Annotated in this window: 20 protein-coding genes; 9 read left to right on the forward strand and 11 right to left on the reverse strand. The window is 68.6% G+C overall.

All coding sequences use genetic code 11. The annotated features are described in order from the left end of the window. Positions 1-96: 96 nt before the first annotated feature. Positions 97-378 carry a hypothetical protein gene (locus tag IG86_RS0134890; protein WP_030902277.1) on the reverse strand — a complete coding sequence of 94 codons (282 nt, stop codon included), beginning with the start codon at positions 376-378 and terminating at the stop codon, positions 97-99. A gap of 122 nt (positions 379-500) precedes the next feature. Beyond that, on the reverse strand, positions 501-1,343 hold the full coding sequence (locus IG86_RS44850; protein ID WP_030902278.1) for a phosphotransferase family protein: 843 nt from the start codon (positions 1,341-1,343) through the stop codon (positions 501-503). Positions 1,344-1,494: 151 nt separating this feature from the next. Between IG86_RS44850 and IG86_RS0134900 the strand changes: the two genes are divergently transcribed. Then, positions 1,495-1,965, forward strand: coding sequence for a lamin tail domain-containing protein (locus IG86_RS0134900; protein ID WP_030902280.1), 471 nt, complete (start codon positions 1,495-1,497; stop codon positions 1,963-1,965). 230 nt (positions 1,966-2,195) lie between these two features. Here the strand turns inward: IG86_RS0134900 and IG86_RS0134905 are convergent, their stop codons facing one another. The 3 genes from IG86_RS0134905 to IG86_RS40670 all read right to left on the reverse strand — a co-directional run bounded on the left by IG86_RS0134905 (position 2,196) and on the right by IG86_RS40670 (position 3,992). After that, positions 2,196-2,801: a hypothetical protein gene (locus IG86_RS0134905; RefSeq protein WP_030902287.1), complete on the reverse strand. Its 606-nt coding sequence runs from the start codon at positions 2,799-2,801 to the stop codon at positions 2,196-2,198. A 71-nt stretch (positions 2,802-2,872) separates the two neighbouring features. Then, positions 2,873-3,004, reverse strand: coding sequence for a hypothetical protein (locus IG86_RS45215; RefSeq protein ID WP_276329205.1), 132 nt, complete (start codon positions 3,002-3,004; stop codon positions 2,873-2,875). A gap of 133 nt (positions 3,005-3,137) precedes the next feature. Further along, on the reverse strand, positions 3,138-3,992 hold the full coding sequence (locus IG86_RS40670) for a S8 family serine peptidase (RefSeq protein ID WP_244306237.1): 855 nt from the start codon (positions 3,990-3,992) through the stop codon (positions 3,138-3,140). A gap of 39 nt (positions 3,993-4,031) precedes the next feature. Between IG86_RS40670 and IG86_RS44855 the strand changes: the two genes are divergently transcribed. Both IG86_RS44855 and IG86_RS39410 read left to right on the forward strand, forming a co-directional pair. Then, positions 4,032-4,379: a hypothetical protein gene (locus IG86_RS44855; RefSeq protein WP_037943564.1), complete on the forward strand. Its 348-nt coding sequence runs from the start codon at positions 4,032-4,034 to the stop codon at positions 4,377-4,379. 62 nt (positions 4,380-4,441) lie between these two features. After that, entirely contained in the window at positions 4,442-7,441 is a 3,000-nt protein-coding gene (locus tag IG86_RS39410) for an nSTAND1 domain-containing NTPase (RefSeq protein ID WP_244306239.1), read from the forward strand. 1,088 nt (positions 7,442-8,529) lie between these two features. On the opposite strand, the gene IG86_RS0134920 is transcribed toward IG86_RS39410, so the two are convergent. Genes IG86_RS0134920 through IG86_RS0134935 form a run of 4 tightly spaced genes read right to left on the reverse strand, consistent with a single transcriptional unit; the run spans position 8,530 to position 14,637 of the window. Next, complete coding sequence (locus IG86_RS0134920) at positions 8,530-8,940, reverse strand: hypothetical protein (protein ID WP_157854968.1); 411 nt, start codon at positions 8,938-8,940, stop codon at positions 8,530-8,532. Continuing rightward, complete coding sequence (locus tag IG86_RS0134925; protein WP_051785581.1) at positions 8,937-13,673, reverse strand: putative T7SS-secreted protein; 4,737 nt, start codon at positions 13,671-13,673, stop codon at positions 8,937-8,939. Before IG86_RS0134925 ends, IG86_RS0134920 begins: the two co-directional genes overlap by 4 nt. Next, positions 13,673-14,230, reverse strand: a complete 558-nt coding sequence (locus tag IG86_RS0134930) for a hypothetical protein (protein ID WP_030902293.1) — start codon at positions 14,228-14,230, stop codon at positions 13,673-13,675. The genes IG86_RS0134925 and IG86_RS0134930 overlap by 1 nt, the downstream gene beginning before the upstream one ends. After that, on the reverse strand, positions 14,230-14,637 hold the full coding sequence (locus IG86_RS0134935; protein ID WP_030902294.1) for a hypothetical protein: 408 nt from the start codon (positions 14,635-14,637) through the stop codon (positions 14,230-14,232). Before IG86_RS0134935 ends, IG86_RS0134930 begins: the two co-directional genes overlap by 1 nt. Positions 14,638-15,140: 503 nt before the next feature. Between IG86_RS0134935 and IG86_RS0134945 the strand changes: the two genes are divergently transcribed. Then, positions 15,141-15,434 carry a hypothetical protein gene (locus tag IG86_RS0134945; RefSeq protein ID WP_030902295.1) on the forward strand — a complete coding sequence of 98 codons (294 nt, stop codon included), beginning with the start codon at positions 15,141-15,143 and terminating at the stop codon, positions 15,432-15,434. 309 nt (positions 15,435-15,743) lie between these two features. Here the strand turns inward: IG86_RS0134945 and IG86_RS0134950 are convergent, their stop codons facing one another. Continuing rightward, complete coding sequence (locus IG86_RS0134950; protein WP_030902296.1) at positions 15,744-16,001, reverse strand: hypothetical protein; 258 nt, start codon at positions 15,999-16,001, stop codon at positions 15,744-15,746. 88 nt (positions 16,002-16,089) lie between these two features. Further along, positions 16,090-16,854 (reverse strand): hypothetical protein, encoded by a 765-nt coding sequence (locus tag IG86_RS0134955; protein WP_030902298.1) that lies wholly within the window; start codon positions 16,852-16,854, stop codon positions 16,090-16,092. A gap of 253 nt (positions 16,855-17,107) precedes the next feature. Between IG86_RS0134955 and IG86_RS43335 the strand changes: the two genes are divergently transcribed. The 5 genes from IG86_RS43335 to IG86_RS44860 all read left to right on the forward strand — a co-directional run bounded on the left by IG86_RS43335 (position 17,108) and on the right by IG86_RS44860 (position 22,089). Further along, positions 17,108-17,287, forward strand: a complete 180-nt coding sequence (locus IG86_RS43335) for a hypothetical protein (RefSeq protein ID WP_157854969.1) — start codon at positions 17,108-17,110, stop codon at positions 17,285-17,287. 481 nt (positions 17,288-17,768) lie between these two features. Then, complete coding sequence (locus tag IG86_RS0134965) at positions 17,769-18,098, forward strand: hypothetical protein (RefSeq protein ID WP_030902300.1); 330 nt, start codon at positions 17,769-17,771, stop codon at positions 18,096-18,098. A 327-nt stretch (positions 18,099-18,425) separates the two neighbouring features. Further along, on the forward strand, positions 18,426-19,625 hold the full coding sequence (locus IG86_RS0134970) for an SMI1/KNR4 family protein (protein ID WP_030902302.1): 1,200 nt from the start codon (positions 18,426-18,428) through the stop codon (positions 19,623-19,625). Between the two features lie 1,031 nt (positions 19,626-20,656). After that, positions 20,657-21,124: a hypothetical protein gene (locus tag IG86_RS0134985; protein ID WP_157854970.1), complete on the forward strand. Its 468-nt coding sequence runs from the start codon at positions 20,657-20,659 to the stop codon at positions 21,122-21,124. Further along, positions 21,121-22,089 (forward strand): hypothetical protein, encoded by a 969-nt coding sequence (locus IG86_RS44860; protein WP_030902306.1) that lies wholly within the window; start codon positions 21,121-21,123, stop codon positions 22,087-22,089. Before IG86_RS0134985 ends, IG86_RS44860 begins: the two co-directional genes overlap by 4 nt. The last annotated feature ends 2 nt before the right edge of the window (positions 22,090-22,091 follow it).

A 22,091-nucleotide genomic window follows, 5' to 3' on the forward strand; every position in this document is an offset into this window, starting at 1 on the left:
GCCGGATACGGCCGAGCCAAACTCGACCTCCTGCGAACCCGGATCCTCCTCAGAACCTGACCACCAGCCGATCACAAGATCAGCGACAGAGTCCGTTCATCCGTACCTTGCTGAGCACCTCAATGAGTACGCGGACACGAGCGCAAGTTCAGAGAAGCCTGCATCCGCTGCCCGGTCCTCCAGATGGACCCCCGGCAGAAGCCCCGCCTCATCGAGATCATCCAAAATCTTCGCGAACGCATCAGCGATGCCCGCGCCAACGGCTGGCTCGGCGAGGTTGAGGGACTCCAGGTCAGCTTCGACGCCGCGATGGCCAAGCTCAAGTGCCTCAAGGACATCCCCATCGACGGCCGGCCCCAACTGGTCGACCTTCGGCATGCCCGTCTTCACCAACGACGCAGCACCGCCTCAACCGGATGCAGGAGAGCCCGGACCACAAGGCTGATCACCTGCATCACCGCAGCAACCGATTGGCCCCGCGCCACGCGGGGCCAATCTGATCAGCCCTGGACAGCCCGCAGATCCCGATCGAGAAGCCTGGACAGCCGGACGGCTTGCCGCTCAGCCGTCCCAGGCGGGTTGCGCGGACGCTGAGGGTCGTCGAACGACAGGAGGAACAACCACACGAGGGCCAGTAGCCGACGACACGCCAGCAGTCGCGCTCGTTCCGCGGCGCTCAGATCGAACTGATCCAGAAACGTCTCGACATCTAGCGGCTGCTCAACCCAGCTGGCTACGTGTTCCGTGATCTCTGCCAGTTCGAAAGGCCGGTCGCTGACACCGGACTCCTCGAAATCAACGATCCGCACGCGAAAGCCGTCCCACAGATAGTTGGCGAGGTTCCCGTCACCTGGCCCAAAGACCCGTGGGACGTCCGGCGAAGCGACTTGGTCGAAGCCTGAGCGAGCCAACCAGTCCAGGCCGCAATCCATGGCTTTCCCCACCTCAGTGCTGACGCGGGGGCGAGCCCGTGGTGTCCAAGCTCGGATCTTGGCAATGAGTTCATGCTGCTGGCCGGGCCGGTCCGGGACCTTCGCCAGTGCCTCTGCCGGCACCGCCGCATATATCTCGCTTGTTGCCGCTGCCAACGCCTTGAGCTGCTGCTCGCTGAGCACCTGACCGCGAAGCGGTTTACCTGGGAGCCGTGACATCACCACGACCGGCTCCTCGGCCGCAAGGTCTGCACTCTGCGGAGCAGGAGCCAAGCCCGGTGCATACGCGGAGAGCAGGGTCAGCGCTCGCCACTCCCGTTCGCACTCCTCGCGGCTCCCACGTCTAAACCTCTTGATCACACTGTGGGGCTTGAGCTCGATGCAGTGAGTACTCCAGGTGGCGGAAGTCATGAAACATGATCCTCCCAGCAGCTCCACAGGCACCAAAGTCTTAGTCCGGAAAGGTCGAGAGTGTGGCCCTCGGCTCATCCGGGCCGAATCCGCAAAGGCCTTCACCACCCTGTTTCGGCTGGTGGGGTGCTGTTCTTGAGGGGCGCCACGCATGTCTTCTGCTTCTTCCTCCGTACGCCGTATCGCCGCCACCGTCCTGGCGGCCGGTGCGATCGTCTCCGCTGCGGCGCTGCCGGCGGCTGCGCACGACGGGGATCGTCACGAGCAGCGGCACCCGCGGGTGGAGATCAGCCGGGTCCAGGCCGACAGCCCTGGACGCGACAACCGCTCCAACCGCTCCCTGAACGCCGAGTGGGTGGAGATCACCAACACCACCCGCGACGCCATCAACCTGCGGGGCTGGACCCTGCGTGACAACGACGGCAACCGCTACCGCTTCGACAACGTCCGCGTCGCCGGCCGCGCGACGATCCGTATCCACACCGGGAACGGCCGTGACACCCGTACCGACCTCTTCCAGGACCGCCGCGACTACGTCTGGGACAACCGCTCCGACACCGCCACCCTGCGCGACGACCGCGGCCGCACCGTCGACACCGAGACCTGGGGCCGCCGCCGCTAACCCCCTTCCTGCGCAGGCCCTGCACGATCCCGGGGTCCTGCGTGACGGAACCGTTCGGGCCGTCGCCTCACCAGGCGACGGCCCGTACGGCTGCGCGCAAAGGTGGATGACCGTGAGCCGTGAGCCGTGAGCCGTCAGCCGAGCAGCCGGTGGTTGTCGGGGCGTAGGAGGTCGATGACGTGGGCGAGCTCCGCTGAGCTGGCTCCCTGCGCGTGGGCCGCGCCGTGTGGTCAGTGGACCATGAGGCCGGTGGTGGTGATGTGAACGGTTTCGTTGTAGCCGATTGGTTCCTTGCCCTGTGAGACCTTCTCGCACTTGTAGTCGGTTTTGCCGAAGGGGACGAGCACGGCCTTGGGGATGTCGTTGCACAGGGCGTGGTCGAGGGTGGAGTTGTTGCCGAACATGAGGCGTGCGACGCCGTCGCGGGTCACCAGGCCCTGGCGGGGGAAGGCCGTGTACTCCACGACGTTCTGGGACCAGCCCTTCTCGCCGATGGTCACGTTCCAGGCGACCTGTACGCCTTCGTAGGTGATGGTGCAGGTGACCGTCGTGCCGGGCTTGGACTCCATGTCCTTCGGGCACTCGCCGCTCATTGTGCCGGGGGCGTTGGCCATCGTGAGGGTCTTGCGCTGCAGTTCGTAGATCACGTTCTCGGCGAAGGTGGCGTCGGCGGCCGGCGAGGCCGTCGGTTCGAGGCTCCCCATCTCCGGCTTGGTCAGTTTCTGCGGCAGTAGCGGACCTATCGGTTCCTGCTTCGCGGCGGTGCCGGTACCGCCGCCGCATCCGGTGGCCAGCAGGCACAGGGCACCGAGCGCCGTGATGATCTTTATTCTCAAGGTCGTCCTCTTAACAGCTTTCGCGATCGAGCAGTGCGTACGTCGCCGACTGGGTGGCGGGCCCGGAGAGGTCAGCGGCGACGGCGTTTGAGGGTCACCGTGATGCCGAGGCCGAGTGTCACGGCCAGGGCGGCGCCGAGCGCCGGCCACTTCCAGGAGAGGCTGGCTTCGGTGGCCGCGGCTTCCGCTTGGGGTGGCACCACAGCTGCCGGGTCGGCGCTCGGGGGGTGGGGCTGGGGGGTGGGGCTGGCTAGGGGGTCGATGTCGGGTGCCCCTGGGTCTCCCTGGCGGTCGAGGATCACCTTGCTGGGGCGGATGGCTCCGTTGCCGACCCAGTCATTGCGCTTGTCGCCGGAATGGGGGGGTGCCGACGGTCTGGAGGAGGACGCGGGTCACCTGGTTCGCGGTCCAGTCGGGGTGGGCCGACCAGACGAGCGCGGCGGAGGCGGAGGCGATACTTGTGGCGTACGAGGTCCCTCCGTCCTGCATGCACCAGGCGGTGTTCTTCTTGCAGCGGATCGGGACTTTGCCACCGAAGGCGGCGAAGTCTGTTGCCGGTCCGTCGGAGGACGAAGGCAGGGGCTCGCCGTCGATGTCGACGGCTCCCACGCCGAAGGCTCCCGGCAGGGCGGCGATGGGGTTGCTCATCTTGCTGCCGTCGTTTCCCATGCCGACGAAGACCAGTACGCCCTTGCTCTGGGCGTACTCGATAGCCGGTCCGATCCTGTCCAGCGACCACCACCCGCCGATGGACAGGTTGATGATCTTGGCGCCGTTGTCGGCCGCGTACCGAACTCCCTTGCCGGCTTCACCGATCGCGCCGAAAGCCATGGGCGAGCCGATACTGGTGCGGATGGGCATCACCTTGGCGCCGGGAGCGAGACCGTGCGGGCCGCCCCCCGAGCCGTCGCCGACGATCGCCGCGATCATGCTGGTCCCGTGCCCCTCGAAATCATCGTGGACCGGGTACTTCTCCTCCGGGCGGCTGACCGGCGGCTCCATGAACGAGACGCCGGGAAGGACTCTCCCTTCCAGCTCCGGGAGGTCCTTGACTCCACTGTCGATGACGGCCACTGTGATGCCGGTGCCGTCCGCGACCTTCCACATCTGCGGAGCTCGCATCTTCGTGAGGTACTCCGGCAGATCGGTGTCGGCAGCTGCCGGCATCGCCGTGCCCGCGCTGACCGTCACAACCGCGACGAGACAGCGGCCGCACCTGCCGAAAGCCCGGTGGACCCGGAACTCGTCCTGGACGTGGTACTGCTCAAAGTGTGCGACCGCGTTGACGAACGCCCGTCGCTCGCCTTGCTGCTCACGGCGGTCGAACGGAGCTGGCAGGACGCCCTTGCCGAGCGGCTGGACCACGACGCGTTCGTCGCAGCGCGGACGCTCGTCGAACTGGCGGGACGGGGGCTGCTGCCCGGGCCGCAGCCCGGGGCGCTCCCCCTGCCCGCGGTGGCCGAGATCGATGCCCGGGCGGCCTCCCGACGCGCGGAGCTGCGTGAAAGGCACCGGGACCGGTCGCCGAACTACACCGCGCCCAGGCCGACGGCGCCGTCACCGATGACCAGGACCTGAGACTGCAGGAGCTCCTCGCCGACGCCGTCCGGCGGCTCGACGACTCCGACACGTACGACCTCGTGGACGTACGGCGCGCCCTCGACACCGTACGGGACTCCCTTCCCGAATTTCGGAAGCAGGCCGCCGACCGGATCCGCGCTCGCCTCGACGCCCTGGGCCCCGGCGAGGAGCTGCGCGCACAGGTCCTCAGGCACCTGGACACCGGGGGCCTGGCCACGGCAGCGGACCTCGTCTACTTCCTGGAGATCGGCGAGGAAGTCCCGGAGATCGACGCTGGCGAGTCCCACCTGACCGACTTCTTCCCGACCGTGCCCGACGGTCTACCTAAGGGCATCGACCAGGCTCTCGTCGACCTCGTCCGGTCCGGCGGTATGCACCCGGAGATTTCCGTCCTGGACTACAGCGCTCTCTCCACCGACGAGGCGGCCTTGGCGGCAGATGCCCTTCAGGAGTGGCGGGCGCTGGGCGTCACCGAGCCGAAGGACCGGCTGGAGGTATCCGCCCGGAGGCAGCTGCTCCCGGCCCTGAAGCTCCTCGGCTACGACGCCAAGAGTGCCAAGCCGCTGGACGAGAGGTCTCACCGCCGGCGTGAGTACCGTCTGTTCGAAGCGACGGAGGTCGAGATCAACGGCAGGGCGAAGGCGCCCGCGTTCGGCTCGCAGATCCGCGAACAGGGGGGCACCCTCCGCGTGCTGCTGGTCTGGGGCCGCCCGCCCGCCAAGGTCGTCATGAGCCTGGCCGAAAGCGACACGAGCGGTACGAGCCTCCTCGTCGCCTACTTCGGCACGCTGAGCCGCGGGGCGCGCATCGAACTCGCCGCCGGCTCCAGCCGGCTGCAGCCGATGCTGGTCGTGGACGACGCCGCCCTGGCCTACCTCGCGGCGCGCGGCAACCGCCAGGTCAGCACCGCCACGCAGACCCTGCTGCCGTTCTCCGGCGTCAACCCCTACATCAGGGAGAAATGCGGCCGCATCGGCGGCGAGATGTTCTACGGCCGCGACGCCGAACGCAAGAGCGTTCTGGACCCGCTTGGCACGCAGGTCATCTTCGGCGGCCGCGGGCTCGGCAAGTCCGCCCTCCTCAGCGATGCGGGGGAGCGGTTCGAAGGGCAGCGCCCCGGCTACCAGCTGGCGGTGTACGTGAACGTGGACCAGGAGAACATCGGCAAGGGCAGCTCCCTGGGGCTTGAAGCGCTGTGGAGTGTCCTCGACCGGGAGCTCAGGAAGGCCGAGGTCCTGGTCGGGCAGCAGGGCCGCAAGTCCGTCAAGGACATCTCCGAACGGGTGCGCGCCGGCATCGGCGCCTGGCTCGACGGGGACTCCCGTCGCCGTCTGCTGATCCTGCTCGACGAGTGCGACCAGTTCTTCGAAGCCGACGCCCCCCGCTTCGACCAGACCAAGAAGCTCAAGGGCCTCGGAACCGACACCAAGGACCGCGCCAAGGTCGTTTTCGCCGGCCTGCACTCCGTGCAGCGCTTCACGAAGCTCGCCAGCAACGGGCCGTTCAGCCATCTCGCACAGACCCCGAAGGTGATCGGCCCGCTCGCGCCCCAATCCGCCGCCGAACTGCTCGTCGACCCGATGCGGGCGCTCGGCTTCGAGTTCCAGGACATGGACCTCGTCAACCGCGTGCTCGGCTACTGCTCCTACCAGCCGTTCCTGCTCCAGATGTTCGGCCACCGGCTGGTGGAGCTTATGCACCGCAAGCGGATGCGACGCGGGACCGAAGGACCCCCGTACGCGGTGGAGATCGGCGACATCGAGGTCGTGGAGTCAGACACCGGGCTGCGGGACAGCATCTCGGCCGCCTTCAAGGACACCCTGAGCCTCGACCACCGCTACGACGTGATCGCCAACGTCCTGGCCTACCACGCCCGCCAGAGGGGCCTGGAGGTACGGCTGAGCGATGCCGAGCTGCGCGATGAGTGTGAGACGTTCTGGCCCAAGGGCTTCGATCAGCTCGACACCGAGGGTTTCCGCGCCTACCTCTCCGAAATGGTGGGCCTCGGCGTCCTCGCGCCCAACCACGACGGCCAGGGCTGGCACCTGCGCGGCCCGAACGCCCTGCGCATGATCGGCACCTCCCACGAGGTGGAGGCCCGCCTACTCAGGGCTGCTCAGGACTGCCAGCTCCAGGAAAGTATCGTCCAGGAGAGCCGTCCGGACCTGCCCGACGGCCGGTCGGGGCCGCTCACCATCACCCAGCTGGACTACCTCCTGGGCGGGAGGTCGAACCAGACGAGAGTGGTCCTCGGCACCACCGCGACCGGTGTCAGGGACGTTGGCGACACCCTCCGTACGTTCGCCGGGCGTATCCCCGACTGGACCCTGCCGCCCGTCGGCAAGCCCAGTGCCTACAGGCAGGAGCTGACGGGCGGCCGCCCCCGGGAGCGGCGGGTCGTCATCAGCGACTTCGCCCGCTACCCGGACGCCCGCCCCGAGGCTCCTCGGCAGGCGGTCGACCAGGCCGAGACAATGCTGCCCACCACATCCGGCGTGACACGCGCCGTGGTTGTCGTGACCGACCCCAACCAGCTCGGACTGTGGCGCCCCCTGCTGACGGGCACCGAACCCACCTCGGCCGCTCCCGTCGTTTTGCGCCGGCACGACCGCGGCAGCCTGCGCGGCTGGGCCCAGCGCGTCGAAGAGTTCCACACGGAGGACCGCCTGGACCGACTCCACGAGCTCACCGGAGGCTGGCCGGTCCTGGTCGATAGGGCGCACCGTCTCCACGGCGAACTCAGCGACCCGGACGCGGCCCTGCACAGCCTGGCCGGCCTGCGTCGGGACCGGGTCGCCGCCAGGTCCTTCGTCGAGGCGACCGGGGTGTTCGCGGACCCTGTGCTCGCGACCGGCTACCGGGCCCTCGATGAAGAGTTCAAAGAGACCCTGTTCGACCTGGAGAGCGCGGTGGCCGCCGTAGCCTTCCGGATCGAGGACGAGGACGAGGCCCGCTGGGTCGTCACCTGCCTCGACGCCCTCCAGGTCCTTGGTCGGGAGCAGAATCACCTGCTGCGCTTGGAACCCCTGCTCCGGGAGTGTGTGGCGCTGCTCGACTGACACCGGTGCACGGCCTCGCCCCCCGGCCGCTCGGGGGGTGAGGTCCGGCCTCGGGATTGGTGGGCTCGCCGTTGAAGCGTCGCGTATCCGCTCGCACGACACCGGCGCGTGAGGATCACCGTGGCTACGGAAGGCCTATTTCCGGTGACCGACTGCCAGCGCAGCTCGCACAAGCCGAGTCGGGGCCTGTTCGGCCGATCGAAATTCCGTTTCCGCTGTCGGTCTCCTCTGGGATTTTTGTGACATGGTGAGAAGCGCTGACGCACGGGGCACGGCCTCAGACTGTGGACGATCGCGTATACGCGATCGTCCACACCGTCCGCCACATCGACGCCGACCCCCGCGCCGACCCCGTCGGCTCCCTGTACCAAACGCCACGGCTCACGCAGCTCACCGCCGAAACGCCGGATGGGCGCGGGCCGGCCGCAGCCGACCCGCCGTCGCCCACGCATCCTTGCGCGGGCGACGCCCCTGCGAGCGCCGGCACTCTGTTGCCGGCCGGGGTGACTCCGGTGCGTGGGCGGGCGTTGTTGGCTGCATGGACGAGATGTTGGACGTGCTGCTCGACAGCCTGGCGCCCCAACCCTGCCGAGGCTAGCCCCGCGCCTCTCGGGCTCGCCTGATCAGGTCAACGCGGGCCTGGCTGTCGGTAGCGGGGGCTCTAGCGCGGTGTTCCCGGGCCTGCCGGTCCGTGTTCCTGACAGGCGCGGTGGACGGGCCCGGTCCTGCTTCGGCCCTGTACCGCCCGGGCCCGATGGGCATGAACTCGCACACCAACTACGCCCTGCGCAAGAACAAGCAGCGGCCACCCCATCAGCATCTGCCAGCGCTTCGAAGGCGTCACCAAGGGCGAACCGAAGCCCATCGGCAGCGGCCCGGACACCTCACACTGCCTCTACACCCCGGCCGACATCACACACCGTTCGTGACCTGGTGAGCCCGCGCCCAGGCGCCGCTTTGCCTGCCGCGTCCGCTGCCCCTGCGCACGACCACGTCCAGATGCCGGCGACGACTCCGGTCCTCGGACAGGCAGCACTCGGGTGGGGACCGGCACCGGCTCGGGGGACGCAAGGGTATGGATCAGGTACTCAGCGCCAGGCGTTGGTGTCTACGATCTCGCCGGTCTCCACGTCGATGCGGCCCTGGAAGTCACCTGCGTTGCGCGTGACCATGATCACGAGCGGTCGGCCGTCCTGTGGGAAAGCGGTGTAGAAGCCGTGGACGTCGTTCGGGTCCCTCAGTAGGTCGTGTGGGGGCTGCAGCCTGAACAGTTCCGAGCCGTCGGCTCGGTAGACCACCGCGTTGTCCGACGGGGTGAACGGTGCGCTGTTGATGGCTTCCACCACCAGCACCAGCGTCTCATCGTACTCCCGCCACACCATGACGTCCTGGGGCGGAAGCTCGTACGACTTCTCGACGTTCCCGGCGGGGCCGCTCCACCGGATTGTGGTGTCGCCCTGGGCCCAGGTGAGCACGACGCCGGGGTTTTCTTCTGTCACTTGGGGATCTCCGTGGGTGGGCCGACTGGGATCAGCCGGGCTCGGTCTCCGAATTCCATGATCTCTATTTGAGTTCCGCCCCCGGGTAGATGGCCTAGCTTCGGGTCCATCTGGGGTCCAATGATGCTCTCCTGCACGAGGATCGGATCACCGTCCGAAATGCGGTAGCGCTGCAGGAGCGAGACATCCTCCTTCCAGTCGGTGCGGACGGCTAGCTGATCTCGAACATACTGCTGGTTGGGGACGTCGTCGAAAGTGCCGAACCCTCCGGGGCGGGTCTGGCCTTGCGAGATCACCATGTTGAATTCCTCCCCAGGTTTGGCGAATCGCGCGAGGATCGGCGACCCCTCCAGGTGCGGCGGTTCACGCCTGGCCGGGGGAAGAGCCTTCTGCTCTTTCCCCTTCTCCGGGCAAGCGCTGAGACCCAGTGGGTCCGCCCACACGAGCGGGTTGGTGACGTAGGCGACCGGGTTCGGGGACGGCGCGAGCCCAAGCGGGTCGCCCGTCAAGTAGCGGGCCGTCTCGGGGTCGTAAGTGCGGAAGTAGTTGTGGTGGAGGCCGGTCTCGGGGTCGTGATATTGGCCCGGGAAGCGCAGTGGGGTGTAGGCGGAGGCGTCCCGGTTCCAGCTCGTCGTGCCCCAGATCGTGGAACGGGTGTGCCAGGCGACCTCTCCCTGCTCGTCGATCAGCTCAGTAGGTGCGCCGACCAGGTCGGTGACGATGGCGAAGAACCGGCTGTCGATCTCCTCCTGTGAGGCCGGCCACGCCTGGCGGATGGACTCCACCTGGGTGAGCGGTTGCAGGCCGGAGTGTGTCCAGCTGAGCGTGACCTCGTGCGGGTTGTCGGCAGAGCGCGTCGTCTGCTCGATGAGGGTCGGGCCGTCCCACGTGAAGAGCGTCTCTTCCGTGACCGGGCTGATCCCATCCGGCTGCGGCGATCCTTCACATGCAGCATCGATCGACGCGAGCCGCTGTTTCGCGCTACGGCGGCCCAGAGCGTCGTAGCGGTAGCGCCAACGCGTCCCGTCGGGGGTGGTCACCTCCGTGAGCCGGTCATCCGCGTCCCACGTGTAGCGCCAGGTGTCCGGCTTCCGGGAGAGCCGCGTCTTCTGCCGCAGGATCACGCGGCCTTGGGCGTCATGCTCGTAGCGGACACGGCCCGCGCGGGTGATCCGCGTCCCGGTGTAGGCGCGTTCGCCGACGGCATCCGAACCCAGCTGCTCGGGCCAGGCGGCCGAGGTCTGGTTGCCCGCCTCGTCGTAGGCGTAGCGCTCCGACCAAGAGGCGGCGTCCACGGCGGTGACTCGGGAGGCCGAGTCCAGGGTGAAGGTCCGCTGCCCCGTGGCCTCGTCGTCGATGGCGAGTAGGTTGCCGTCGGCACGGTAGCTGTAGCCGCGGCGAAGCAGGATCCGCTGGTCCGATCCGGTGATGTGCCGGCTGGTGAGTCGGCCCACCGCGTCGAAGGTCTGGTGCAGCGCTGTGCTGTCGCCGATACGCCGAGTCAGTTCACGTCCGGCTGCATCACGCTCGAAGCTCAGCGTCCGGCCCGAGGCGGTGATCTCCCTGCAGTGGCCGCCCTCGTCATAGGTCCAGCGGGTCAGCGCCCCCGTGGGGGTTGTCAGGCTGGCCAGTCGGCTCAGCTCGTCGTACGTGTAGCGGACGGTACGGCCGTCGACCTGCTCCTCGACGAGCCGACCGTGCCGGTCGCGGATGCGGAACAGCTTGGTGCCGTCGGAGGAGACCGCCGCTGCAAGCAGGTCGAAGACATCGAACTCGAACGTCGCGATACCGGCGGGGGAGGTCTTGCGGACAATCCGGCCGAGCACGTCCCGCTCGTAAGCGATCTCCTCGCCCAGCCCGTTCACACGTGAGCGCAGACGCCCGGTCGGGTCGTAGGAGTAGGTCAGCGTCAGGCCGTCGAAGTCGGTCTCCGAGATCAGCCGCCCCGCCGCGTCGTACGCGTACTCCCAGACCTGGCCCTGGGGGTTGCGTACGCCCTTGAGTCGCAACAATGCGTCATAGGTGTACTCGTGGCGTACGCCGTCAGGCCCGGTCCGAGCGGCGAGGAGGTCGAAGTGGGTGTACTCGAAGCGGGTCACCCCGCCTGCCGGGTCGGTGTAGGCGGTGCAGTTTCCCTCGCCGTCGTACGTCCACGCCGACTCGGCGCCGTCCGGGTCCACCCGGCGGGCAGGACGTCCCTCCGGGGTCCACTCCAAGGTCGTCACCCCGCCGAGCGGGTCGGTCACGCGCACGGGGCGACCGAAGGCGTCCCGCTCGAACCGTGAGGTGGCGCCGAGAGGGTCCGTGATCGTGACCGGCAGGCCAGCCGCGTCGGTGGTGAAGCGGGTGACGGCGCCCAGGGGGTTGGTCACCGTAACGACGTGACCGCGATCGTCATAGGCGAAGGTGGTGACGGCACCTGCCGAAGTGGTGAGCGACCTGCGGTTGCCGCGCTCATCGAAGGTCTGGCGGATGACCGTGCCGTCCGCGTTGGTCACCCTTGCGGGCAGGCCCAGTTCGTCGTACTCGGTGCCCGCTGTGCGGCCGTCGGGCCGGATTGAGCGGGTGATCCTTCCCGCCTCGTCGTATTCCTGGAGCGAGGTGGAGCCCAGCGCGTCGGTACGGCTGATCACGCGTCCGGCGCTGTCGTACTGGTAGCGGGTGACAGCGCCGAGAGGGTCGATCTCGGCGACGACCCGGCACCGCTCGTCGATCAGGTAGCGGCGGGTGTGCCCGTCGGCGGTGGTGACCGCCGTGACGCGCTGGCCCGTCGCCGGGTCGCGCTCGTCGTACGAGAGCGTGAGGGCGAGGTGTCCCTCGGAGCCGCCTTCCGCGATGCAGCGGTCCTGGTCGTCGTAGGTGTATTCGTAGCAGCTGCCGTTGGTGTCGGTCCAGGACGTGATCCGGCCGCGGTCGTCGTACACCAGCCGCAGGGGCCGACCGGAGGAGTTGGTGACCTCCGTCAGGTTCCCGTCGGTGTAGCCATACGCGAGAACGCGCGGACCGCCGGTCAGCCGGAGAGCGGTGATGCGGCCCCCGGCGCTTTCGAAGCGCAGGTGGTAGCCACCGGAGTGGGCCATCCCCAGCGGGGTGCCGGCGTGGTCGTACTCGAAGGTAATGATGTTGCCGTTGCGGTCCTCCAGCTGAGCGATCGCCGCCAGACCGTCCCCCTCGCCGTCCCAGCCCGCCGCCGGCGAGAACCGGCGTATTCGGCCGGTCGCCGGATCGGTCAGGGTCCAGTCGCCGTCCGGTGTGCGTTCCAGCGGATGGCGCGGCCCGGTTGCTGGAAGGACCGGGAGACCGGGTGCCGGATGCGGGTAGGCGACGAGAAGCCCATCATCGCTGACCAACACGACGCCCTCGGCATCGATCTCCAGGTGCTGGTCGACGGTGGAGGCCCAGGACGGGCCGAACCAGCGGCCGGCCGTGTATCCGGACTCAGCACGGCGTGTGAACGTCATGGGGAGGGTGCCGGGGAGGACCAGGTCGGTCTGCGGCAGATACATCCTTCCGGTGGCGAGGTCCACCGGGTCGGTGTCGCCCTTGCACTTGTCCCCGTCCGGTGTCTTGTGCACGTCCGGGCCGTCGCTGTCCAAGCCTTGGCGTGCGGGACCCTTTGGTACGTCGTCGGCGAGTCCGGCGACGGATGAAGCCCGCTTCCCGGCACCGAAGCCCTTAGTACCTGCGAGTTCCAGAAGGAACTTGCCCGCGCCTTCGCTGGGGTCCCTCATGAAGTCGTCGAGCATCTTCTTACCCGCGCCCACGGGGTCGTTGACCGCCACGATCAGGCCGGCGGCCGTCGAATTGAGGTTGGTCCGGTATTCGGCGGGGTGGGTCAGGTTGTACGGGTCGAAGGGCGTGACCGCGCGGACGAAGTTGGCGAGACCCGCCGTCCCCTTGAGGACGCCGCCGGCCAGGTGGGTTTCCGCGAGATCCAGGTAGTCCATGCCGTCGTCGAGCTGCTCGGAGTACGAGGGCTTGGGTGGGGCCGCGTCGCGGGCCGAGCAGACCGCCGTACGGACCGTCTCTGCGACCTCATTGCGCTGGGCGCGCGCAGTCTGCAGTCTGTCCTCTGCCGCCTGGAAAAGGGGATCGGCAGGATCGGCGAAGTCGTCGGCCGGCCGCGGCGGTAGTGTGTCCTTCTTCGCGTCGACCGCAGCCTTGTATTCGGCGATCGACTTGTCGTAAGCGGTGCGTGCGTCCCGCGAGACCTTCTTTGCGGCGTTGTACTCCTCCAGGGCCTCCTTGGCCTGGCTCTGTGCCCACTCGACGGTATCCGCGAAGCGGCCCATGGCGTCGGCCGCCTTGCCGAAGGCCTCGGCCGCCCTGAACCAGCGTGGAGGTTCTTTGGCTATCGCCTTCCGCAACGCGTCCGCCGAAGCGCCCTTCAGCCCGTCGCCCTCCAGGCCCTTCAGCCCGTTTCCGACGGTCGTGAAGGAGGACTTGAAGTCGTTCAGGTGCGAGACCTGAGCACGGATCTTCGACACGCTGCCGTAGATCAGCTTGTTCGGATCCTCGGTTTGTCCCAGTTCCAGCTCCGAGACCTCAGCGCCGAGCTGGTTGGCAGCCGACCGGCTCTTGTCGCGGATCCAGTCGCCCGCCTCGTCCAAGCCCACTTTGTCGGCCGCGCCGGCGACCTTGTCGCCGCCCCACTCGAGCAGGTCCCCGGCATCCCCGGCCCGATCCTCGACCCAGTCCTCCGCCGAGTCCGGTACGAAATCCCTCCAGCCCATCAGTTGCCGCCCCCGTCGGCCTGGTCCAGCAGATCCTTCAGCGAGCCGATCCTCCCGCTGGAGGTCAGTGTTTCGCCCGTGTCCGACCAGGTCTGCTTGATGTCCGCGTCGCTCTTGTCGAAGGACTCATCGCTGTAGTCCGGCCTGTAGACATCCGCACGCCAGATGTCGTCCCAGCTCTTCCTCTCGATCTCGCCCTCACTCGCATGCGGATTCCCATACGCGGCATTCGCGACGACCTTGAAAGCACCCTCGATGTATTGGTCTTCCTCCCACACCGTGCCCGCGGCGATGCCGAGGTTGCCGGCGAGAGCACTGGCGTTCTGCACGAGGCTGCGCACGCCCCACTCCCAGCGCTCGCAGAAGTCTTCGAAGTCGGTGGCCAGGCCCGCGTGTCCGGCCTCCATCCCGGTCATCGACAGATCGCTGAAACCGGCGCCCATAGAGGCACCGGCCGCATCCCCGGACTCGCGCAACTCGGCAATGGCCTTGCGCAGACCGTCCTGGATGTTCTTGACCGCAGTCGGCGAAACCTCAAGATCCGCATCGCCCGCCATCAGGCGACATCCGCACGGTCGGGCTCGGCATCCACGGCATACGCGTCCGGAACGATGCCCACGACAGGCGGGAACAGCATCGAACCGTCCTCATCCGCAACATCGACCGCCACGCCGGTCGGACCGTCAACCGTGGGAATCACAGCGTCAACGAGACGGGCACCCAGGATCGAGAGGTACTCCCACTCACGCGCACCAGCACCACGCGCCACCGCGAAACGAGCCAGCGCCTCCTCGTCCGTGAACGCGTAAATCCAGCGCACACCGCCCAGCCCCCCCGACATCAAACCACCGCCATCACCTTCCGACAGCGGCACGAGCAGTGCGGTGCGACGAAATTCCCCCAGCAAGCGGCCCGCATGCCCCGATCCGCTGCGCACGGCGGATATCTCCTCGGCCAGTCCCATGAAGTGCCCCGTTCTCCGAGGGTGCCCGACGCGACAGCCCCCAATTCGCACACGCTACCCAATCGGCGAGCTCGGGTGGGCATCGGCCTTGCCGATCCCGGCACCCGCATTCCTGTGGGACTTCGCCACCGCCCAGGGCGCCGAACACCCGCCGCGGCTCGTCCCGCAACTCCTCACCGGTGCTCGTGTCCGCGCGAAGGACTCACGTGAGGGGCGAAGACGTCCCGATCGCGTCCGCGGGCCGCCTGTCCATCATCTACTTCGTCAACCGGCAACTGCGGCGCCTCTCCGTCCTGGACAGGTTCTGGCTTGGCTGAGCACCCCAGCCCACCAGGCTCCATCGGTCGGCGAGGGTCGGGCGGCAGTGCGGAACGGGCCCTGCACCAGGCTGGTCCGTCTGCTGGCTCTCCAGCAGTTCGACCACGCACAAACCCCACCGTGCCCAGTAGGAAGCTGCCGCTGCCCTAAGGCCCCGCAGCCGAACCACGGCTCGACGTCCAGCAGTGGCTGCGCTCCCGCGGGTCGCCGCCCACAGCCTGCCCGAAAGCGACCCCGCACACCCGGCCGATGGCCACGAGGGCATCGACCGCCGTGCCGCCTATTTCGGCGCCCTGGCCGCCGGGCGATTGCCCGGCCGGCCAGCGCGGGCCGCGGGCAGTGAGGCGTGGGCCTGGTACGCCGAGCCGGCCGACCGGGGCCTGATGGGGGAGAGGGAACACTGGCAGGCGGCGATCGCCAATTCGCCCGAGACGACCGCCAACACCGGGTGCGAGGACATCGACGCACTGGCGGGCTGACCGGCCGCCCGGCGACGCTGCGCAGACGGCCGCGGGGGCCTCGGCCATTCGGAGAGGGTCGCCCCGGTCGGCCGGGGGAGAGCACTCTGTCCGGGTGGGGCTCACCCCTCGCCCCGCGCGGCAACGCCCGGCCGCACGCAGGCGAGGGGTGCAATGGAGACTGCTGTGGAGCCGCCCTTCGGGCGGCCTGCTCCCGGCCCCCTGTGGCGCTGTCGGCTGCGGGCAGGCCCGGCTGCCGTCACACGTCGCCGGTACCGCCCCGGTCGGCGGCATCCACCCTGCCTCCTGGCGGACTCGGCTCGGCCCCCGTCAGAGGGATTCGAGGAGGCCGCCCAGGGTGAGGACGGTCCCACACAGGGCAATCACTGTGCCCAGGAACCGGTAGAAGCCGGCGGAGGCTACTCGCCTGGCCGGACCCAGATCTCCCCGGGCGTGCATGGCGAGCTCGGCGTTGGCCGCCGCCCTGCGCTCCAGCGAGGCGGCGGCGCCGCGGATGTTGAGCGCGACCCAGCTGCCCGCGGTGAAGAGAGTGAGTCCGACTGTCAGCAGGACGAGGGCCGTGCTCAAGGTGCCTCCGAGCGTCGTAGCGAATGCTCGGAGGCTAGCAAGCGCTAAAACCTGGGGTAGTGGAGGGTCTGACTGACCGCTCCAGGCTTCAGCTGCTGGCTGCGTCGCGCAGTGCGAGGGTGGTGCGTGCGGCGGCGGCGAGGTCGGTTTCGTAGACGTGGCGTACAAGAACGAGGTTGGCGGCGTCGCTCCACGCGCACAGGGTCTGGTCGCCGTCGGATCCGGTGACGTGGCCGCAGCCGAGGCCGCCCCCGTGTCGGCCGGGGGCGAAGCGGGTCACGTCGCGGGCCTTGGCTGCGGCGAAGACGTTGCGGAACTCCTGGGAGATGGACTTGGTGGCCTTGGACTCGGCGACCTTGGGGTCCCAGTCTGCGCTGGTGACCAGGACGAAGAGGTCGTAGGCGCCGTCGGCGTCCTGGTCGTAGTAGCCGGTCCGCAGGCTGTGCGGCAGTTGCCGGCCGGCCAGGGCCTCGGTTTCGGCGCGCGTGGCGTCCTCGCCCTTCAGCAGGCGGAAGCGGTCGAAGAGCTCCGGGAGAATGATGACGGGGTACTCTGCGGTCCCGTCCGCGGCGACCGTCTCGAAGGCCCGGGGTTCGGGGTTGTACTCGGCGAAGGCCTTCCCGCCGGCGACGGCGGCGATGAACACGCTCACGCCCGCGATGAACCAAGTCCGCTTCCTCTTCCCCCGCGCCGCTTGTGCCGGATCGCTGCCGGGCGGGGTGGACTGCGCGCGCCAGGCGCGGGTCAGCCGCCACAGCATGCCGATGCCTATGGCGGCGGGGAGCAGGTAGCCGACGATCTCGCCGAAGGCCCAGGCCTGCGAGGTGGGGTCGAGGGAAGAAGCAACGATCACGCCCGGGATCGTACAGGCGACCGAAAACCTGCTGAACTGCAATTACGTTACGGACTAGGCTCCATCGCGGCCCGTACCGGTATGGAGTGCGCGGGATAGGCCCCGGTCCCCACCTATGGGACGCGGTACGGCCGGGGCCGCCCCCGCCTCCCCGTGGCTGCCGCGCCCCGTCGGCGGCGCAGGCGCCCGGGAGGGCGACCGCTCATCCCCTGTTCGACGCCGTGAGGACGAACTACTGGAAGGGATGTAGCCCGTGGAGACGATTCCCGGCCACCCGCACGGGAGACACTTCCGGTACTGCTACGCCTACGAGGGCGGCTTCTGCTCCTGCGGCGGCCAGTACCGCGGGGAGGCCGCCGGCCCCTGCCTGGAGTGGCCCCCTGCGCCCTTCAACCTCCTCGCACCCCACCGGGCACTGGCAGAGGGGTGCTGAGACAGACGATGTCGTCCTCGATAAGCCCGTTCAGTATGGGAGAGATCGTGAAGCGTTCACCGAGTGGTGATCAAGCGGGTGAGGGAGTCTTGACCTGCGGTGCGGAGATCACTCCCGGCGATGTAGAGCGATTGGGTGCCTTTCTACGGGCCCGCACGGAGCAGGCTGACCGTGGGACCGATGAGCGTCGAACGGCACGAGCGGTACGGAACGCACTCCAGCATCACGTTGTCACGCTCGAGCATTGCTTCTCTTTTGCTGGGGAGGATTCGGGGCCCCAGGAGCTGGTCCGTTGGAAGGTGATGTTCTCGTGGAACTCGCTCTGTTCGCTGGCTTCTCCTTGGCGAGGGTATGAGGAGTTCGATCAGGAGCGGTGGTTCTCTGTGAGGATCTGGGAACCGCGTTAGGGTCTGTCCGACGGATCTAGCGGAGCCGCCTCCTTGAGCAGCGCCGATGCACCCATGTTCAGGGGTGTGCTGAGATGGGGCCCTTCGACCAGGGAGGGAAGACGGACAGCGGCGCGCACGAAGGCTGTGGCCCGGTGCAGCATCTCTCCCCGGATGATCACGTGTTCGTGTCCAAGCGGGTGTTCCGTGGGCAGCCGGTCATGCGGGTGCATTTTGATGAGGACGGAGACTGGCAGGCGTTCTCGGGTGCCGAACCACGCTGGTTCGGGCGCCCGCGGCTGCTTCACGCAGCCCACCTGCTGGAGCGCGATCCGTTGTTGTACAGCCTGCCGGCCCTGCCATTGGGCCACCTCGCGACCCGCGATGAGGCTTCCGGGACAACCTGGCAGATCTTCCAGGGGTGACGAACCGTGACGATTACGGCTGGATGAGGTTTGGCACCTGCTGTTGGACCACCCGATGGAACTCATCGAGGCCGAACTGCTCACGGATCCGGGCAGCGACGCGGTGGTACGGCTGCCCTCACCGCCGCTCATCTGTTGCCGAAATCGAGGAAGCCTGTCGCCTTCGACGCGCCTACCGGACGGGCGGCATGAGTGTGTGCCTGCCGCGGCGTGGATCCAGGCGCGCCGGTGGAGCCGCGCAGCGTGCCTGCTGCCGCTCGATTTCCTCCTGGTTCGCGGAGACAGCAGACTCGGCCGAGTACATGGCGCACGTTGGAAGGACGTCAGTTGACATCGGACATAGGCACATTTGCCACTCCTTCTGCCAGGCGCTCGCCTGTCTCTGTACCCGTCGACTGGGCGGCCGTCGAGGACTGGCTCGGGCTGCGACTGCCGGCTGACTACAAGCGGCTTGCCGACCGGTACGGGCCGCTGGACTTCGGTGAGTACGTGTGGATCCACGTGCCGTGCGTACAGCGCGAGCGCTTCGACTACGGCCAGTGGCTGCATGCGACTCACCGGGAGGCCCGGATCGGGGCGCGGGGGCTACCCGAAGCCGAGCGGCCGGTGTTCCACCCTGAGCCCGGCGGACTGTTGGCCTGGGGCTGCACGCGGGACAGCGACGTCCTGTTCTGGGACACCTCGGCCTCCGCCGACCCCGACCAGTGGACCGTGGTGGTGCAGCACTGTGGCGCGGTGCCGGGCAGTGGCCTGCTGCGGTGGCACGGGTACGACCTGACGCTCACCGACTATCTGCGGCACACCGTCCGTGACGCCTGGGAGCTCCCTTCTCCTCCCGGCCCGCTGCTGGGCCCGCTGCCGGGCACCTTCGCGCGGACCGCCTTTCTTCCCGAGGCCGAGGCGTGGATTCCGCCCGCGCCGGTCCCGCCCCGGCTCACCGGCGCGGAGCGTCGTATCGCGCTGGAGACCGGAACCGGGCTTGACGGGCTACGGGTGCTGTCGCCGCCGCCCGAGCGGCCGTACCTCGGCGACGGCTCCTGGGAGGCGCTGTTCGCCGAGCTGGGTACCCGGCTGCCCGGGGAATACGTGCGGCTCATGGACGGGTATGGCGCCGGCATCTGGAGCGGGTGGCTGCGTTTCCACACCCCGCTGCGGACCGGCGAGCGGCGTTTCCTCACGCATGTCGAGGACACCGTGGACGCCTACCGGCAGCTCAAGGACGGCCACCCGCGCTGGTACCCGCTGGCTATTTGGCCCGAGCCCGGCGGCTTCCTCCCCTTCGCCAACTCCATCGACGGCGACTACTTCGGCTGGCTCACCGAGGGCGGGGATCCCGACACCTGGCCGCTGATCGTCTGGCCCCGCCACGTGGACCAGGGACCGCCACTCGACGGCGGCCTGATCGACATCCTCCTCGACTGGCAGCGCGGCACGCTCGTCACCCGTGGGTTCGCCGCCCTGGACGAGGACGATGACCCTGTCGAGTTCGCGGGCTTCGAGCCCTGGGACGACAGCGCCCACTGGTGAGTCCCCTGGCGGGCGGTCGCTCACGAGGCACAATCGACCGGTGGCCCGCGCACTACTGCAGCGGCGGGTTCGCCGCACTGGTCTCCGGGCCGGGGCCAGCATAGAAGCGGCCGCCGTATGACCGTGGCGGGCGGGCGGCGCTCCGGCCCGTGGGGCGGGCGCCGACCATGCCCCAGGGCCGGCGCGCCGATCCGGCGCCGTGGAACTGCCTGACGGAACGATTCAGCTTCCCAAGGGCACCCCGACGCCCGAGGGGGCCATGAAGGTCTCCGACGACATCATCAAGCTCCCCGAGGGCACTGCCTCCCTGCCCCCGGGCACGGTCAAGTGGCCCTTCGACGGCCCCGCGAAGTACGCCAACGCGGCGGGCAATCTCTACAAGGAAGACGGCAGCCTCTACCAGAAGGTCGGCGAAGCCACGCCTGAGCTGTCCCCGAAGATCGACACCGGCGCGAAGACCCCAGGACGGAGGTCCCGGTCCGCCGGGAGACCCCGGTCCTGGCGGGAGTCGGCGGCCGCAGCGACGACGTCGTCCGCGTCGGCAGCGACATCTCCGACCCGGTCCGCACGGTGGACAACGGCGCCCACGGCCTCGACAACACCCCCACGGTCCGCGCGGGCGACCACACCCCGGGCGGCCACAACCCGGACGGCATGCCGCGCAACAGCGCGGACCACCACTCCCCGGGTACGGGAGGCCACCCGGAGCCCCGTCCACGGCGGGCCACACGGACGGCCCGGGCGGCGGCCACGGCGACGGTAACCACGAGCCTCCGCCCACAGGCGGTGGCCATGGTGACACCCTTTCGGGCGGCGGCCTCGGCGACGGTCCGGGCACCGGTGGGCTCGCTGGTCCTGACGGACCGAACGGTCCTGCCGCTTGGGAGCGGCTCGCGAACGGAACCGGCCCGCTCCCCCGGGGCAGCGAACTGGAACAGCAGGTTCGGGACCAGATACGCGCCGTCAAGGTCAAGCATCCGGACATCGAACCGGTCCTGAAGACCTTGTCGGAGTCCCCCTTCGGCAGGGAGATGGCCGACACCATCGCCTCGGGCCGCTTCACGGACGCCGATGGCTTCAAGACCGTGGTGTCCAACCTCGTCCGGCCCTCTGAGATCCCGGGCAGCCTCGAGGCGATGCGTCTGGGTAACCGACTGCATGACAGTGGTGTCACCGATGTCTCCTTCGAGGTCAAGCAGGGCGGGAACGAGATCAGGCCCGGTGTCTTCACGGGCGAAAAGACCGATCTCAATGTGATGGCCAGGGACGCGGCTGGCAGGGTTCACGGCTGGCAGTTCAAGGACATGACAGGACCGGAGTCGTCGCCCATCGCGGGGAAGTCGGTCCAGCGCATGATCCCGAGGGGCGAGATGGAGACGCAACTCGCCCGTCTTCAGGAGAAGTACGACACCAAGGGTGTGCAGTTCGTCATCCGCACGCCGGACGGAGTCATATTCGTCCCCCGGGACGGTAAGTTCATGCCGGAGGTGGCACCGTGATCGCCAGTACGCCGGTCGCCCGATGGACGTGGGGCGACTTCATCGAGGATGTGGACCCGCTGGTCCGGTGCCTCGGAGACCTGATGGCGGCTCGGTCCGTGCTGGCCTCCCACCGGCTCGCACTCGGCGAGCCGACCTTCCGTCTCTCCATCCCCGAGGCCGGCACACCGGCCGGCATGCTGTTCCGGAGCGAACTCACCGCTACCGGATCCGCCGAGGAACTGGCCGGCGCGATCAGGTCTGCCATGCGCCCCGGTCGCATCGGATCGGTGGATGCCCGGTGCACCGTGACCGGCTCGCTGTCCACCGGTGCGGAGGAGATCCGGACGGAAGGAGTGTTCGACCTGACCGCCTTCGTGGACCCCAGCTTCGCCACAGTGGATCTGGTCACATACTCCGATGCCTGGATGCCGTACGACCTCCGAGGCCGTTCCCAGTCCGCCGTCTACGAGGCGAACGCGCCTCGCTTGGCGTCCGTGCTCGCGGAGCTCACCGAAGTGCTGGGATCCGACCTGGACCCCGAGGACCCCACCTACTTCGGCACGCCGACGGAGACGGGCGTCGTTCCCCATGCCGACCAGGACGGAACTCCGTCCGACTCCTGGGACCGGTACGAAGTTGCCCGGCGGTACGACGTCTTCACCCACGCCCCCGGATTCGGGCACATTGGATACCGGCGCTCGGTGCCGGGCGAGGTCCGGTACGTGCCGGTGACCGACGACCGCGGGGTGCTCGGATATCTCTGGGCCTCTGAGACCGAGCCTGCGGCGAGCTTCGAGCCCCTCGATCTCGACGACGACGAGAGGTACCGGACCGCGCTCACGTGGCTGGACCGCCTGCGCTCCGCCTCCGATCGGGGACTGTCACCGTGCCAGGCCCTCACGGAGCTGACGGGACGAGCGCTGGGCGACACCGCGGGGCCCGTGGGCCTGGCGGAGCTGCGTGCACGGGCGGAAGACGTCTGACC

This window comes from Streptomyces virginiae (assembly GCF_000720455.1).
Lineage (GTDB): Bacteria > Actinomycetota > Actinomycetes > Streptomycetales > Streptomycetaceae > Streptomyces > Streptomyces virginiae.

Excerpts from the sequence above, each read along its gene's own strand:
- IG86_RS0134890 (WP_030902277.1), bottom strand. The coding sequence starts at position 378 with ATGCCGAAGGTCGACCAGTTGGGGCCGGCCGTCGATGGGGATGTCCTT.
- IG86_RS0134965 (WP_030902300.1), top strand. The coding sequence starts at position 17,769 with ATGGGGCCCTTCGACCAGGGAGGGAAGACGGACAGCGGCGCGCACGAA.
- IG86_RS0134985 (WP_157854970.1), top strand. The coding sequence starts at position 20,657 with ATGGCCGACACCATCGCCTCGGGCCGCTTCACGGACGCCGATGGCTTC.
- IG86_RS0134925 (WP_051785581.1), bottom strand. The coding sequence starts at position 13,673 with ATGGGCTGGAGGGATTTCGTACCGGACTCGGCGGAGGACTGGGTCGAG.
- IG86_RS0134900 (WP_030902280.1), top strand. The coding sequence starts at position 1,495 with ATGTCTTCTGCTTCTTCCTCCGTACGCCGTATCGCCGCCACCGTCCTG.
- IG86_RS0134930 (WP_030902293.1), bottom strand. The coding sequence starts at position 14,230 with ATGGCGGGCGATGCGGATCTTGAGGTTTCGCCGACTGCGGTCAAGAAC.
- IG86_RS0134935 (WP_030902294.1), bottom strand. The coding sequence starts at position 14,637 with ATGGGACTGGCCGAGGAGATATCCGCCGTGCGCAGCGGATCGGGGCAT.
- IG86_RS44850 (WP_030902278.1), bottom strand. The coding sequence starts at position 1,343 with ATGACTTCCGCCACCTGGAGTACTCACTGCATCGAGCTCAAGCCCCAC.